Annotated in this window: 16 protein-coding genes; 7 read left to right on the top strand and 9 right to left on the bottom strand. The window is 66.4% G+C overall.

Annotated elements, in window-relative coordinates; translation table 11 throughout:
- Positions 1 to 122 precede the first annotated feature (122 nt).
- From PSQ39_RS05375 to PSQ39_RS05400, 6 genes are read right to left on the bottom strand one after another with little or no spacing between them, the layout of a single operon-like run.
- The gene (locus PSQ39_RS05375; protein WP_273925692.1) at positions 123 to 368 is read right to left on the bottom strand and encodes a tautomerase family protein; all 246 of its coding nucleotides are present in this window, start codon (positions 366 to 368) and stop codon (positions 123 to 125) included.
- Positions 369 to 378: 10 nt separating this feature from the next.
- Positions 379 to 981 carry a malonic semialdehyde reductase gene (locus tag PSQ39_RS05380; protein ID WP_273925693.1) on the bottom strand — a complete coding sequence of 201 codons (603 nt, stop codon included), beginning with the start codon at positions 979 to 981 and terminating at the stop codon, positions 379 to 381.
- A gap of 8 nt (positions 982 to 989) precedes the next feature.
- A complete protein-coding gene (locus PSQ39_RS05385; RefSeq protein WP_273925694.1) occupies positions 990 to 2,429 on the bottom strand; it encodes an aldehyde dehydrogenase family protein in 1,440 nt (479 codons plus the stop codon).
- Entirely contained in the window at positions 2,429 to 2,977 is a 549-nt protein-coding gene (locus PSQ39_RS05390; RefSeq protein ID WP_273925695.1) for a VOC family protein, read from the bottom strand. Before PSQ39_RS05390 ends, PSQ39_RS05385 begins: the two co-directional genes overlap by 1 nt.
- A gap of 2 nt (positions 2,978 to 2,979) precedes the next feature.
- Positions 2,980 to 3,963: a Bug family tripartite tricarboxylate transporter substrate binding protein gene (locus PSQ39_RS05395; protein ID WP_273925696.1), complete on the bottom strand. Its 984-nt coding sequence runs from the start codon at positions 3,961 to 3,963 to the stop codon at positions 2,980 to 2,982.
- A gap of 28 nt (positions 3,964 to 3,991) precedes the next feature.
- A complete protein-coding gene (locus PSQ39_RS05400) occupies positions 3,992 to 4,858 on the bottom strand; it encodes a fumarylacetoacetate hydrolase family protein (protein WP_273925697.1) in 867 nt (288 codons plus the stop codon).
- 212 nt (positions 4,859 to 5,070) lie between these two features.
- On the opposite strand from PSQ39_RS05400, the gene gcvA reads away from it, so the two are divergent.
- The 4 genes from gcvA to PSQ39_RS05420 all read left to right on the top strand — a co-directional run bounded on the left by gcvA (position 5,071) and on the right by PSQ39_RS05420 (position 9,232).
- Positions 5,071 to 5,994 (top strand): transcriptional regulator GcvA, encoded by a 924-nt coding sequence (gene gcvA / locus PSQ39_RS05405; RefSeq protein ID WP_273925698.1) that lies wholly within the window; start codon positions 5,071 to 5,073, stop codon positions 5,992 to 5,994.
- Positions 5,995 to 6,155: 161 nt separating this feature from the next.
- The gene (locus PSQ39_RS05410) at positions 6,156 to 7,670 is read left to right on the top strand and encodes a class I adenylate-forming enzyme family protein (protein ID WP_273925699.1); all 1,515 of its coding nucleotides are present in this window, start codon (positions 6,156 to 6,158) and stop codon (positions 7,668 to 7,670) included.
- Complete coding sequence (locus PSQ39_RS05415; protein WP_273925700.1) at positions 7,667 to 8,167, top strand: PaaI family thioesterase; 501 nt, start codon at positions 7,667 to 7,669, stop codon at positions 8,165 to 8,167. The genes PSQ39_RS05410 and PSQ39_RS05415 overlap by 4 nt, the downstream gene beginning before the upstream one ends.
- A 48-nt stretch (positions 8,168 to 8,215) precedes the next feature.
- Positions 8,216 to 9,232: a Bug family tripartite tricarboxylate transporter substrate binding protein gene (locus PSQ39_RS05420; protein ID WP_273925701.1), complete on the top strand. Its 1,017-nt coding sequence runs from the start codon at positions 8,216 to 8,218 to the stop codon at positions 9,230 to 9,232.
- Between the two features lie 132 nt (positions 9,233 to 9,364).
- Here the strand turns inward: PSQ39_RS05420 and PSQ39_RS05425 are convergent, their stop codons facing one another.
- The 3 genes from PSQ39_RS05425 to PSQ39_RS05435 form a co-directional block, all read right to left on the bottom strand.
- The gene (locus PSQ39_RS05425; RefSeq protein WP_273925702.1) at positions 9,365 to 10,159 is read right to left on the bottom strand and encodes a Crp/Fnr family transcriptional regulator; all 795 of its coding nucleotides are present in this window, start codon (positions 10,157 to 10,159) and stop codon (positions 9,365 to 9,367) included.
- Between the two features lie 56 nt (positions 10,160 to 10,215).
- Positions 10,216 to 10,566, bottom strand: coding sequence for an RNA recognition motif domain-containing protein (locus tag PSQ39_RS05430; RefSeq protein WP_273925703.1), 351 nt, complete (start codon positions 10,564 to 10,566; stop codon positions 10,216 to 10,218).
- 119 nt (positions 10,567 to 10,685) lie between these two features.
- Positions 10,686 to 10,925, bottom strand: coding sequence for a hypothetical protein (locus PSQ39_RS05435; protein ID WP_273925704.1), 240 nt, complete (start codon positions 10,923 to 10,925; stop codon positions 10,686 to 10,688).
- Between the two features lie 390 nt (positions 10,926 to 11,315).
- Here PSQ39_RS05435 and PSQ39_RS05440 point away from each other — a divergent pair, with 390 nt between their 5' ends.
- From PSQ39_RS05440 to PSQ39_RS05450, 3 genes are all read left to right on the top strand, one after another.
- Entirely contained in the window at positions 11,316 to 11,603 is a 288-nt protein-coding gene (locus tag PSQ39_RS05440) for a PRC-barrel domain-containing protein (RefSeq protein ID WP_273925705.1), read from the top strand.
- A 111-nt stretch (positions 11,604 to 11,714) separates the two neighbouring features.
- Positions 11,715 to 12,755 carry an extracellular catalytic domain type 1 short-chain-length polyhydroxyalkanoate depolymerase gene (locus PSQ39_RS05445; RefSeq protein WP_273925706.1) on the top strand — a complete coding sequence of 347 codons (1,041 nt, stop codon included), beginning with the start codon at positions 11,715 to 11,717 and terminating at the stop codon, positions 12,753 to 12,755.
- A gap of 432 nt (positions 12,756 to 13,187) precedes the next feature.
- Positions 13,188 to 13,574: a hypothetical protein gene (locus tag PSQ39_RS05450; protein WP_273925707.1), complete on the top strand. Its 387-nt coding sequence runs from the start codon at positions 13,188 to 13,190 to the stop codon at positions 13,572 to 13,574.
- Positions 13,575 to 13,862: the final 288 nt, after the last annotated feature.

Here is a 13,862-nt window from a genome sequence, read left to right on the forward strand (position 1 = left end):
GCCCTGGCCGGGGCCGCGCGCCGTCATGGACGAGGCGCGATCGCGCTGGTCAAGGCGTTCGCGCTGTCACCACCGTGGGTGGCGTTGCGGGGTGGGCGCGCGAGCGCGCGCCGGGGTGTGGATCAGGACGGACCGCGTGCCGATTGCTGGTTGGCCGCCTGGACACCGCTGAGTGCGACCTCCGTGGTCAGGGGCTTGCCCGCTGCGCCCCACCAGCCGCTGCGCACTTCTTGCACCACGCAGCGGGTCATGGGGCGAAAGCCTTCGCCGCCGACCTGCACCACGGCGTTGGTGAGCGCGGCGATCAGCTCGGGCATCTTCTCGTCGGGCAGCACGCCCTCGATGATCTTGACTTCAATGAATGGCATGGCGGACCCCTTACAGAATGCGGGCGACGGTTTCGAAAGGCAGGCGCGGGCCCCGTGGCCGCAGGGCCGCCGGGTCACCGCAACCCAGGTTGACGATGAAGTTGCTGCGGTAGCGCCCGTCCGGGAAGAAGGCCGCGTCCAGTGCTGCCGCGTTGAAGCCGCTCATGGGGCCGCAGTCCAGGCCCAGCAGGCGGGCGGCCATGATCAGGTAGGCCCCCTGCAGGCTGCTGTTGCGTGCCGCCGTGGCCTGGGCCAGGGCGGCGTCTTTGGCGAAGCCCTCAGCGGCCTGAGGGGCGTGGGGGAACTGGGTGGACAGGTGCTCGAAGAACTGCGTGTCTTGCGCCACGATCACCGTGACAGGGGCCGAGTCCACCTTGTCCACATTGCCGGGGGCCACGCAGGCCCGCAGGCGGGCCTTGGCCTCGGCGCTGCGCACGAAGACATAGCGCGCGGGCTGGGTGTTCATGGAGGTGGGGCCCCATTTGGCCAGCTCGTAGAGCGAATGCAGCAGCTCATCGGGGATGGCGCGGTCCAGGAAGCGCGAGTGGGTTCGGGCGCTGAGAAAGACTTGCTGTTGGGCGGAAATCATGGCGGGGGTCAAGGATGGGGTCATGGGGGGCCTCACGCTGCGGTGTAGGCGGTCTTCACCGTGGTGTAGAACTCATTGGCATACGGGCCTTGCTCGCGCGCCCCCATGCTGGAGGCCTTGCGTCCGCCAAAAGGCACGTGGTAGTCGGCGCCCGCGGTCGGGGTGTTGACCATCACCATGCCGGCCTGGGCGTGGCGCTTGAAGTGGGTGGCGTGGCGCAGGCTGGTGGTGCACAGCCCACTGGACAGGCCAAAGGGCGTGTTGTTGGCCAGGGCCAGCGCCTCGTCGTAGTGCCGGGCCCGCTGCACGGTGGCCACCGGGCCGAACACCTCTTCGCTGTTGATGCGCATGTCGGGGTGGGTGTCGGTGAACAAGGCCGGGGTCAGGAAGAAGCCCGCCTGGCCGTTCTCGTCCCGTTCGCGGTGCTGGCCGCCAAAAGCCAGGGTGGCGCCTTCGCTTTGGGCCGAGGCGATGTAGCCCAGGTCGATGGCGAGCTGGCGCTCGTCCACCACGGGGCCCAGATCGACCCCGGCGGTGCGCGCGTCGCCCACCCGCAGTTGCGCCATGCGCTGGGTCAGGGCTTGCACAAAGCGGTCATGGATGCCATCGGTCACGATGATTCGGCTGGTGGCCGTGCAGCGCTGGCCGGTGGAGAAAAACGCCCCCTGCACCGCACAGTTCACGGCCACGGCGAGGTCGGCGTCGTCCAGCACGATCAAGGGGTTCTTGCCACCCATCTCCAGCTGGAACTTGATGCCGTGCGCCGTGCAGGCCTGCGCAATGCGGCGCCCGGTGGTTTGCGAGCCGGTGAAGCTGACGCCATGCACCCGGCGGTCTTCGATCAAGGCCCCGCCCAGCTCGGCCCCTGGGCCCATCACCAGGTTGAAGGCGCCGGCGGGCAGGCCGCTGCGCGACAGGATCTCGGCCAGCGCCCAGGCGCAGCCCGGCACCAGTTCCGCCGGCTTGAACACCACGCTGTTGCCGAAGGCCAGGGCCGGGGCGATCTTCCAGGCGGGGATGGCGATCGGAAAGTTCCAGGGGGTGATCAAGGTCACCACGCCCAGGGGTTCCCGCGTGACTTCGACGCTGATGCCCGGGCGCACCGAGGGCAGCAGGTCGCCGCGCAGGCGCAAGGCCTCGCCAGCGAAGAACTTGAAGATCTGGCCGGCCCGCGTGACTTCGCCCATGGCCTCGGGCAGGGTCTTGCCTTCTTCGCGGGCCAGCAGGTCGCCCAGCTCTTGGCTGCGCGCCAGCAGCTCGGTGCCGACCCGGTCGAGCACATCAAAGCGCTGCTGCGGTGTGGACGCCGCCCATTCAGCCGAGGCGGCGCTGGCCGCGGCGACCGCTTCACGCGCCTGGGCCACGTCGGCATGCGCGTACAGGTCGATCACGTCACTCAGGTCGGACGGGTTGATGTTGGGCACCGCGTTCGCCCCGTCGACCCAGCGCCCTCCAATGAAATTCTGCTTCATCAACGGACCCCATTGCCTTTGGCGCGGAAGCGGGCCTGCCATTCGGCCAAGGGCATGAAGCTGGGGTCGTCACGCACCAGGGCCTTGGTCTCGCTCAGCAGTTCTTCCTCGCTCTTGCTCAGGTCCAGCGGCACGCCATAGGGTTGGTTGACGTAGTAGGGCGTGTCCATGTAGACCTCGACCCGGTTGCCTTCGGGGTCGAAGTAGTACACCGACCAGGCGTTGCCGTGGTTCATGGGCTGGATCTGGGTGGCGCCCAGGGCGGCGGCTTCGTCGCGGTTCCAGCGCAGCTCGGCCAGGTCCGGCACGATGAACGAGGCTTGCATGATGGTGCTGACGGGCGACTCGGCCGAGCGACCGGCCGACAGCACAAACTGGTGGTGCTGGTCTTCGGTGGCGCTCATGAACACCAGGCGGTTGCCGAAGTTCTTGCCAATGCCTTCGTCGGTGATGGTGAGGCGGAAGACCCGGGTGTAGAAGTCGACCATCTTGTCGAGGTCGAACGCATAAATGCCAAAGTGGGCGGGGGTCGGGCGCAAGACTTTCATCTTTATTCCTTTTGAATGTTGGCGTCTTTGACCAATTGGGTCCAACGCTTGAGATCGCTTTGAATCGTGGCGTGCAGCTCGGCCGGCGTGTTGGCCTTGACCTCGCCGCCGGTGGCTTCTTCCAGCCGGGCGCGGACGCTGTCCTCGGACAAGGCCCGGCGCACTTCGGCCTGCAGGCGGTCGAGCTGGAGCTTGGGCAGTCCAGCGGGGGCCAGGAGGGCGGTCCAGGAGCGGACTTCAAACTGGGCAACCCCTTGTTCGGCCACGGTGCGCAGCTCGGGCATGCCGGTCCAGCGGTTGGCCCCGGTGGTGGCCAGGGCCTGCAATTTGCCGGCCTTGATGTGCTGCACGGCGGTGGTGGGCGCGACCACGACCATGTCGACTTCGCCGCTCAGCAGGCCCGTCATGGACGCGCTTTCGCCCCGGTAGGGCACATGGGTGAGGTTGACCCCCGCTTGCTGGGCCAGCCAGGCGCCCGCCATGTGTTGGCCGGTGCCCACGCCGGCCGAGCCGAAGGTCAGGTCCTGGCTGCGTGCCTTGGCGGCCTTGAGCAGGTCCTGCAGGCTGCTGTACTTGCCACCCGCCTGGGCCACGATCAGGAAGGGGAAGCTGGTCACGGCGGAGATCGCCTGGAACGACTTGGCCGTGTCGTAAGGCAGCCGGTCGTACAGGGCGCCTGCGATGGCGTGCCCACCGGTTGCGAGCAGCAAGGTGTAGCCATCGGCCTTGGCGCTGGCCACGGTGCCGGCGGCAATCGTGCCGCCCGCGCCGGGCTTGGGCTCCACCACCACGGACTGGCCCAGGCCCTTGCCCATTTCAGCGGCCAGGATGCGGGCGACCGTGTCGGCGTTGCCACCGGCGCCAAAGCCGTGCAGCACGCGCAAGGGGCGATCGGGGTACTTGGGGGTCTGGGCCTGGCCCTCGGTGAGGGCCATAAGGCAGGCCGATCCGATGGCGAATCCAGCCCGCCTGCGCGTCATCTTCATGGGTGTCTCCTCCGGTGGTCCGGGGTTCTTATTGGCGGGCCTGGGCGATGGGGTTGCTCAGCACGCCGATGCCTTCGATTTCCACTTCGACCACATCGCCGGGCACCATGAAGCGTGGCGGCTTGCGGCTCCAGCCCACACCGCCCGGTGTGCCGGTGACGATGACGTCGCCGGGGACCAGCGTGAAGATGGTGGAGGCATAGGCGATTTGCTGGGCCACCGAGAAAATCATGTTGCCGGTGTTCGTGCTTTGCATGCGCTCGCCGTTGAGGCGGGTGCTCAGCTCCAGCGGGCGGGCTGGGTCGATCTCGTCGGCGGTGACCATCCAGGGGCCGAAGGCGCCGGTGGATTCAAAGTTCTTGCCGGCAGCGATGGCCTTGGCGTGGAACTGCCACTCGCGGATGCTGGCGTCGTTGTAGATGGAGTAGCCGGCCACGTACTCGTGCGCCTGGTCCTCGGGGATGTTGCGGCCGCTGCGGCCAATCACCACGGCCAGTTCGCCTTCCCAGTCCAGCGAGTCCGAGCAGTCCGGGCGCAGGATGGGTTGGCCATGGGCGACTTGCGAGCGCCAGGTGCGCAGGAAGATGGGCGGGTGGCTGGACAGTTCGCGGTCCAGGCCGGCGGCCACGACTTCCTTGTGGTGGTCGTGGTAGTTGCGAATGGCGCAGACGATTTTTTCGGGCTGGGTGATGACGGGCAGGTACTCGATCTCGGCCAGCGGCACATCGGCCTTCACAAAGGCCGCGTCCTGGGCCAGGTTGGGCAGGCGGCCCGCCGCCAGGTAGGACTGCAAGGTCGGGAACTGCGGGTGAGCGCGTCCGAGATCGGCCACGTGGTCACCGACCACCGCACCCCAAGAGGCCACACCTTGGTGCTGGAACGACAAAAGTTTCATGTTCGACTTTCAGTAGCGAATGAATAAAAGGTCCAAACCGCCCAGCCCTGGCACTGCCCGGGCGGTCTTGCAGGCCCAGGAAAACCCTTAGATCTGCATTCAAGTCATTTGTTAACTCAGACCGCCGGACTGTATAGAGCGAACGCCCTGTATTCAAACGATATCTTTTCACTATGCATTGCGTTTTTTGCACTCCGAAGCAGAATGACGCCATGCGAAGAAAAATCCCCAGTACCAGTGCCTTGAGTGCTTTTGAAGCCGCCGCACGCCACTCCAGCTTCACCGAGGCCGCGCACGAGTTGGCCCTGACGCAAAGCGCGATCTGCCGCCAGATCGGCGGGCTCGAAGAGTTTTTGGGCGTCAAGTTGTTCCGCCGCACCCGGCGCGGCGTGCTGTTGACGGAGGCGGGCGAGGTCTACCACCGCCAAGTCACCCAACGCCTGGATGACGTGGAGCGCGACACCCTGGACCTGATGGCGCGCCAGGGGCGCGGCGGGCGCCTGGAGTTGGCGGTGGTCCCCACCTTTGGCACCCGGTGGTTGATTCCGCGCCTGGCCGCTTTCTCGAAGCGGCACCCGGACATCACCATCAACCTGAGCAGCCGCACCCGCCCCTTCTTGTTCGATGACACGCGGATCGACGCGGCCATCTACGCCGGCGACGGCAATTGGCCCGGCGCCACCACCACCCGACTGATGCCGGAAGCGCTGATCCCGGTTTGCAGCCCCGACTTGATTGCCCCGAGAACCCACCTCACGCCTGAAGAGATGGCGCAATTGCCTTTGCTGCAGCAAAGCACACGCCCCTACGCCTGGCGCCAGTGGTTTGAGTCCCTGGGCCACATGCCCGGCAATGAGCTGGCGGGCCCGAGCTATGAGCTCTTCTTCATGTCCCTGGAGGCCGCGGTCGTGGGCCTGGGCGTGGCGCTGGTGCCCGAGTACGACCTGGGGGGCGACATCGCCTCAGGGCGCCTGATCATTCCGATCAACCACGCCTGCCCCAGCGACCGGGCCTATTACCTGGCCTACCCCGAGCACAAGGCGGAAACCCCCACGCTCAAGCTGTTCAAGGACTGGCTGGTGGCCGAAACCCAGGGCTTGCCTTTGGGGCAGCACGGCCAGCCCTTGAAGGCCTGAAGGGCGGAAGGGAGCGGGCAGCGTCGGCTGCCCAGGGGAAGGCTGTCAGTTTTCGCCAAGTGCATTGGCCGGTCCAGCCATTGGCGCAGGGCGGGGGGCTGCCTACGCTTGCGGCTCGAACCCATCCGATCGACCCTTCCCTGAACCAGGTAGCCCCCACCGTGTACCTCACCCAAGGCCTGCACCGATCATTGCAGCGACACCCCGACAAGCCCGCTCTGCGCCACCTGACCGATGGCGGGGTGCGTGAACACAGTTTTGCCCAGTTGCTGCACGACACCGCCCGGCACGCGGCGGCGCTGCAGGCCCGGGGCGTTCAGGGCGGCGACCGGGTGGCCTTGCTGGCGCCCAACCACGACCTGCTGGTGCGCGCGTTGTTCGCCTGCTGGTGGCTGGGGGCGGTGGCTTGCCCGCTGAATGTGCGCTGGAGCGCGCCCGAGGTGGCCTACGCCGTCGAAGACAGCGGCGCCGCCCTGCTGGTGGTGGACGAGTCCCTGGCCCCGCTGGCGCAGGGGCTGCCGCTGAGCGTGATCGACCTGGCCCAGTGGGCGCAAGAAGCCGAGGGCCAGAGCCCCGTGCCCGACCTGCGCGTGGGGGGCGACGCCTTGGCCGCCATCCTGTACACCGGGGGCACCACGGGTCGGTCCAAGGGGGTGATGCTGAGCCACGCCAATTTCTGGTCCGCCTCGATGACCCGGGGCGCGGAGCTGAACAATGCGCCCGAGGCCGTCTCGCTGCTGGTGGCGCCGCTGTTCCATGTGGCGGGCCTGGGGCGGCTGGTGGGGCAGACCCTGGTGGGCGGCACCTGCGTCACCATGGCCCACTTCAAACCGGCGGCCGTGCTGCAGGCCATTGAGCAGCACCAGATCAGCGACATGGTGGTCGTGCCCACCATGCTGCAGTCCTTGCTGGACGAACCCAGCTTCAGCCCGCCGCGCGTGCGCAGCCTGAACCGCATTGCCTTTGGCGCCGCCCCCATGCCGCCGGATTTGCTCCGGCGCGCCTTGCAGGCCTGGCCGCAGGCGGAGTTCTTCCAGGCCTATGGTTTGACCGAAACCGCCGGTGCGGTGTGCATCAACCTGCCCGACAACCACCGCCACCCCGAGGCCCTGGCCCAGGGGCGGCTGAATTCGGTGGGTCGTGCGGGCCTGGGCGCCGAGATCTTGATCGTGGACGAAAGCGGGCGCGAGCTGCCCCCCGGCCAGGTGGGCGAGATCGTGGTGCGCGGCCCCATGGTCACCCGGGGCTACTGGCACCTGCCACAGGCCAGCGCAGACGCCCTGCGCGGCGGCTGGTTCCACACCGGCGACGCCGGCCGCATGGACGCACAGGGCTACCTGTTCATCGTCGACCGCTTGAAGGACATGATCATCTCGGGCGGCGAGAACGTGTACTGCGCCGAAGTCGAAAGCGTGCTGCGCACCCACCCGCTGGTGTCGCAAGCGGCGGTGATCGGCCTGCCCGACCCGCATTGGGGCGAGGTGGTGCATGCGGTGCTGGTGCCGGTGGCGGGCACCTTGCCCGAGCAACTGCCGCTGCAAGACCTGCGCGACTGGTGCCGCGAGCAACTGGCCGGCTACAAATGCCCGCGCGGCCTCAGCCTGGTGCCCGCGCTGCCCCTGTCGGCGGCGGGCAAGGTGCTCAAGACCGTGCTGCGCCAGCAGTTGGCGGCATGAGCGAAGCCACCCGCACGGCCCCTGCGGCCGAACCGACCCAGCCGGCAGGCCCCCAGCCCGTGGCCGTGCACGACCCCAAGCAGATCTTCAGCCAGGTGCCCTTCATGGCCTGGCTGCAGATGCGGCGCGAGTTCTCCGAAGGCGGCCGCGCCCGCCTGAGCATTGACGCCCGCGAAGAGCTGGGCAATGTCATCGGCGCCGTGCACGGTGGCGTGGTCGTCACCCTGCTGGACGTGGCCATGGCCAGCGCGGCCGTGTCGCACCGGAACTTTGAATGCACCGCCGTCACCCTGAACCTGAACACCAGTTTTTTGGGGCCCGGCCGGGGCCGCCTGAGTTGCGATGGCGAGCTGCTGGCCTGCGACGCGCAAATCGCCACCTGCCGCGCCGTGGTCACCGACGCCGAAGGGCGGGTGGTGGCCCGCGCGCAGGGCAGCTTTCGCTACCTGCCGCTGCCCAAGTCAAGCCAGCCGCCCCAGCCGCTCACCCCGGGCTGAGGCACTTTCTTTTCGAGCCCCCAACCGACAAAAGACCCGGAGACCCGCATGACCCAGCCCCCCCGCAAGCTGCACCAGCCCCACCAACCCTGTCATCCCAACCGGCGCCAGTGCCTAGCCGGCCTGTCGGCCCTGGGCCTGGCCAGCCTGGTGGGCGCACCGGCCCAGGCGGCCGAGCGCTTTCCGGTCAAGCCCATCCAGCTGGTGCTGCCCTTTCCGCCCGGGGGCTCGTTCGACCCCGTGTTCCGCAGCCTGGCCGAAGCCGCGTCGCGCGACCTGGGCCAGCCCGTGGTGCTGATGCACCAGCCTGGCGCGGGCGGCGTGGCGGGCACGGCCAACCTGGCGCGCCTGAGTGAGGGTGACGGCTACACCCTGGCCGTCATGCACAACTCGGTCATCCGGGCGCCCCTGGTGCAGCGCGTGAGCTGGGACCCGCTCAAGGACTTCACCTACCTGGGCAGCCTGTTTGGTTTGGTCACCGGCGTGAGCGTCGCGCGCGACGCGCCCTGGAAGACCTTTGCCGAGCTGATGGCCGACGCCAAGGCCCGCCCCGGCGCCATCAGCTGGGGCAATGTGGGCGCCATCAGCATCAACCGCATCAGCGCCGAACGCGTGGCGCGCGGTGCGGGCACGTCCTTCAACATGGTGTCTTTCAAAGGCGGGGCCGAGGCCTTCCAGGCCCTGATCGGCCGCCACCTGGACGTGTATGGTGACCCCGGCTTTGGCCCCCAGGTGCAAGGCGGTCGGGCCCGCTTGCTGGCGGTGTTTTCAGACCAGCGCCTCAAAAGCTACCCCGAGGTGCCCACCACCAAGGAGCTGGGCTACGCCGTGTCCATCGACTCGCCCGTCGGCCTGGTCGCCCCCAAGCGCCTGCCGCCCGAGGTGCAGCAGCGCCTGCACGAAGCCTTCCGCAAAGCCGCCAGCGACCCGGCCTACCTGAAGCAGCTGGAGGCCTTTGACATGCTGCCGCAGCTGAGCAGCCCGCAGGAATACGCCGATTACGCGCGGGCCCAGTACGAGCGCGACCAGAAGATGCTGGCGGAGATTGGCTTCAAGTTGGATTGAGGGGCCAATCTGCCCTGTCGCCGCCTGAATTGGGCTGCGCATCGAGCTGGAGGCCAGCTCGCGGCTGGGGGGCGGCCGCTGGATTGGGGCGTCGGAGGCTTTCTCCATCCAAGGCAGGCCTTGGGCAAAGCCTCAGGCGTCCGATCTGGGGGTCCCTGCGTGAGCCATCAAACGCTCGCATTCGTGTTTGACGGCCAGGTAGCACTCACAGACGCGCTCTTCCAAGCGCGGGCGATCCACCAACTTGATGACCCCGCGCGTTCTTTCGATCATGCCGTCCTTTTGCAGCGCCCCGGCTGCCACGGTGATGCTTTCGCGGCGCACGCCCAGCATGAGCGAGATCCGCTCCTGGGTGATGGACATCTTGTGGCTGTGCAGCCGGTCCATGCTCATCAAAATCCAGCGGGCCAACCGCTGCTCAACGGCATGGTGCTGGTTGCAAACTGCCATTTGCGAGGTCTGCACAATCAGGGCTTGGGTGTAGAGCAGGGCCAGATGCTGCAACTGGCCGCCCAGGGCAAACTCACGCTTCATGACCTGGCGGCTCAGCCGATAGGCCTGGCCAGCACATTGCACCTCGGTGCTGCTGGGCAGGCTCTCACCCCCCATGTAGATCGAAATGCCGATCAAGCCCTCGTTGCCGACCAGCGCGATCTCGCTGGAGGCGCCGTCCTCCAATGCGTAGACCAAAGACACAATGCCCGAGGTGGGAAAGTGGAGGTGCGTCACATGGTCACCGGATTCCGACATGGTCCAGCCGCGTGGCATCTCCACCAGTTCGAGCTCTGGCCGCAAGCGGGCGTAGTCTGCAGCGGGCAGTGCAGCGAGTATCTGGTTGAGGCGAGGGTCAGGCGTGGTGGTGGGATGGGATTTGGTCAAAGTGTCCTGGGGGCGTGGCAGGCCGCTGGTGTGCGAATGAATCTGCATGGATGAAAAAAAAGGCCCACTCACATGAGCAGGCCTTTGACTGGGGTGGACTGAGATCAGTAGCGTCCGCCGCCGTACCCGCCCGTGCCGTAGCCCACGTCTTTGCGTTGGGTGGCGGTGTACCCCGCAGCGCCGTAGCCGCTGGACTTGTTGCTTTCTTCGCGAGGGCGGGCCAGGTTCACGACAATCGATCGGCCATCGACCGACATGCCATTCAGGCCCGTGATGGCGGCCTGGGCCACCTCAAGGGAAGCCATTTCGACAAAGCCGAAGCCCTTGGAACGGCTCGTTTCGCGGTCCATCATGACCTTGGCGGATGAAACGCTGCCGAACTCGGAAAAATTGCTTTTCAGGCTGGCGTCGTCGACAGAGTAGGGCAGGTTGCCCACGTAGATTTTGGTGCTCATGTTGGAGCCTTTCTGGGGTACGGTGCGCAGCTTGTGGCACCCATTCGGGATGCTGGCGGGCGCCGGTGAGGCGCGCTGCAGCTTGGGGGGATTGGTTCGGACCTGCCTGGAGCGAGTCGTCAGCAAACAGGCGGCGATGCCATGCAGGTCTGCAACCAGCCTTGCGTCACGGCGAAGAGCCGGGCCGCTTCACGGGAGGCGAAGGCCTGGTCGAAGCGGAAAACGCGGCAGTAGCTGCCGTTCCCCATGGAACGGTGGACCGAAAAAGAGGCGCGGAAGCGGCCGCAATCGGTCGGGTGTGTCGTGGGCGAAACGACGTACTTGCCCATGGAAATGGAGGTCTTTGAAATCTGATTCATTCAGAAACGCAGGCTTGAAACAAGCTGCGTGAGCATGGGAAACACGGTTGGCTGCAGCTCTACAGACCAACTGGACGGCCTGCCTCGCAGGAGGTGGCTCATTCTTTGGGGTGTGGTCCGTGGCCATTGCCTAGAGGGCGTTGATCTGGATTCCACGGCTCAAATATAACATTAATTTATATTTCTCACTGTTTTTATTTCATTTGGTTCTTAAAAATTCTGGCGGGGTGGCCGCTGAGGGGCCGCCGGCGTTGCATGTTCCCCTGCTGCTGGGGTTGGGCATCCGGCGGGGCCTGCGGCAAGCCTTCGTGGGCTTCAGCACAGACCCTTTGGAAACAGTGCGATAGGGTGCATCAGCTGCTCCCCCACGCTGCCAAAGTTGGCAGTCAGATGAAGCTCGGCGACATCAAGGAGTTCATGGTCGTCCTGGCGACCGGCCAGATCGACTGGGCGGTGCTGTCTTTTGGTGGCTTGCTGGGCATGGGCGACAAACTGTTCGCCGTGCCTTGGGCGGCCCTGACGCTGGACACCGAAAACAAGCGCTTCACGCTCAATACGCCAAAGGATGTTCTCAAGAATGCACCGGGCTTCGACAAGGGCCACTGGCCTGCCATTGCCGACAAGGCCTGGGCCGGAAGCATCCACAAGTTCTACGGCGCGCCTTATGGCGAGGTGTGAAGGCCAGCCAGGTCAGATGGGCCCTGATGGGCCCGCCTGGACGCCAGTCCAACCCGAGGCGCCACACCTTGAATCACACAGAAATCCGAGTCTGACCATGAAGCCTGTGGCATGAAAAAGCGCTTGCGCGCCGCGCGTTGGGCCAGGGCGTTCACCCGGGGCGCCATGACCCTCGCGCGCATGACCAGCGCATCAGCCGGCCGGGTGTTGAAGCAGGCACGGCGCGATGCCGTCACGCCACGGCCCGGCCTTGGCGTTGGCGCTGGCACCTGGAGGCAGGGCCTGGCCATTGGCATGGATGGCGCCCTTCGGTACCGTCTTTACTGTCCGCCGGACATCAAGACGGGCGAACGCTTGGCGCTCATGGTGATGCTGCACGGCTGCGGGCAGGACGCTGAGGGTTTTGCGATGTGCACGGGCATGAACCGCATTGCGGCCGAGAAGCGATTCCTGGTGCTGTACCCAGAGCAGGACCCCCTGTCCAACCCGCAGCGGTGCTGGAACTGGTTTGAGACCCGCCACGGCCGCGCCCATGCCGAAGCTGAGCTCATCCTGAAGGCAATCGATCAGGTGTGCACACTGAACCCGGTGAACCCCCAGCAAATCGCCATCGCAGGCTTGTCTGCCGGCGCCAGCATGGCCGCGCTGTTGGTCACCCGCCACCCAAGTCAGTTCAAAGCACTGGTGATGCACTCGGGGGTGGCGCCCGGAACCGCACACTTCACTTTGACGGCGTTCAGCGCCATGCGAGGACGGCGCCCAACCCTGCCCTTGGACGCCACCCCGAACGACATGGCGACGGATTGGCCAGCGCTGATGGTCATTCATGGCGATGCGGACACGACGGTTTCACCGACCAATGCCGAGGCGGCCGCCCAGAACTGGGCACAGGCGGCTGCGGCGCGCTCAGGTCAGGTTCACCGACGGCAGCGAGGCCAGCGCTATGCCATGGCCGTGACGGACTTCAAGAACCGGGATCGCTTGGTGGCCAGGCTGGTGCTGGTGGCTGGCCTCGGTCACGCCTGGAGCGGGGGCGCTGCCAACCAGCCGTTTGCCGATGGGCGGGGGCCTGATGCGTCGCGACTGGCCTGGACGTTTGCCGCGCAAAGGTTTCAGCGACCCGGCCTACCTGAAGCCGCTGGAGGCTTTTGACAGGCTGCCGCAGGTGAGCAGCCCGCAGGAAGACGCCGATGACGCGCGGGCCCAGCACGAGCGCCATCGGAAGGTGCTGGCGGAGATTGGGGTCAAGTTGGATTGAAGGGGGGCTGGTCGGGCTTGCCGATGGGTGGATGCCGCCCAGCCCGTCTGCATGGCCAGGTGCGGCAAGAAGCCCGCCACCTCAGCTTGGCCCATCTCAGCCGGGTGCCGCAGACCGCTGAAAGCGGATGGACACCCGCGAACAGGGGTTAGGATCAGGTGCCCCAACGACCTGGGGCGAGGCGGGCCGGGCCGATTCGGCGACACTTGCCGTGTTGAGCGACAGACTGGCGTCCTCCATGACAGCTTGGGCCCCAGATTCGAATTCACCTGAGCGGCCTACCGGGGCCACCTGCACTGGCACCAAGACACACCTCTCCTTGAAACATGAGTCTTTTGTTCTTCCTTTACACGTTGGCTAGCCTTGCCCACTTCGCTCACAACGCGGAGTTCATCGCCTTCTATCCAGGCTTACCCGTGGCAATGACCTGTGAGACGGTCTACCTTGCATGGCTTGGTGTCGCATGCGTCGGCCTCATGTCCCTGGTCGCAGGTCGTATCGGCTGGGCTCGGGTCGCAGCAGCGCTTCTCGTGGTCTACGGCCTACTCGGCGTCGATGGTCTGCTCCACTACACCCTGGCACTTTGCTCAGAGCACACCTTGGCGACCAACGCCACCATCTGGGCCGAGGTGACCCTTGGCGTCATCTTGGCGTGCACGGCAGCAGTTCGGCTTCATCGCCTCACTGGGCTGTCAAGCAGACGCCAACACTGACCATGGCTTCGCCATTTTCATGGCCAGTGTCCGAGTCCGACGCCCTGTCGGGCTCCGGCGCCGCTGACCTCCAACCTTGAGCCGCTGGTTTCGGGCGCCGATTTCCTCCGCCGCTCGGACCGCCATGGTGCCGAAGCGGACACGCGAGATGCTGAGCGAGAACGGCCGCAGCCAGCCCCTGGCCGACCCAGAATATCCCTGAGCAAGGGCCCCTCTTTTTGATCGCCCGCACTCCTCGGATTCACATCCAGTCCGCTCCCTGCCGCAATCCGTCAGCCGAGAACCCCC

The organism is Curvibacter microcysteis (genome assembly GCF_028649455.1).
GTDB lineage: Bacteria > Pseudomonadota > Gammaproteobacteria > Burkholderiales > Burkholderiaceae_C > Curvibacter > Curvibacter microcysteis.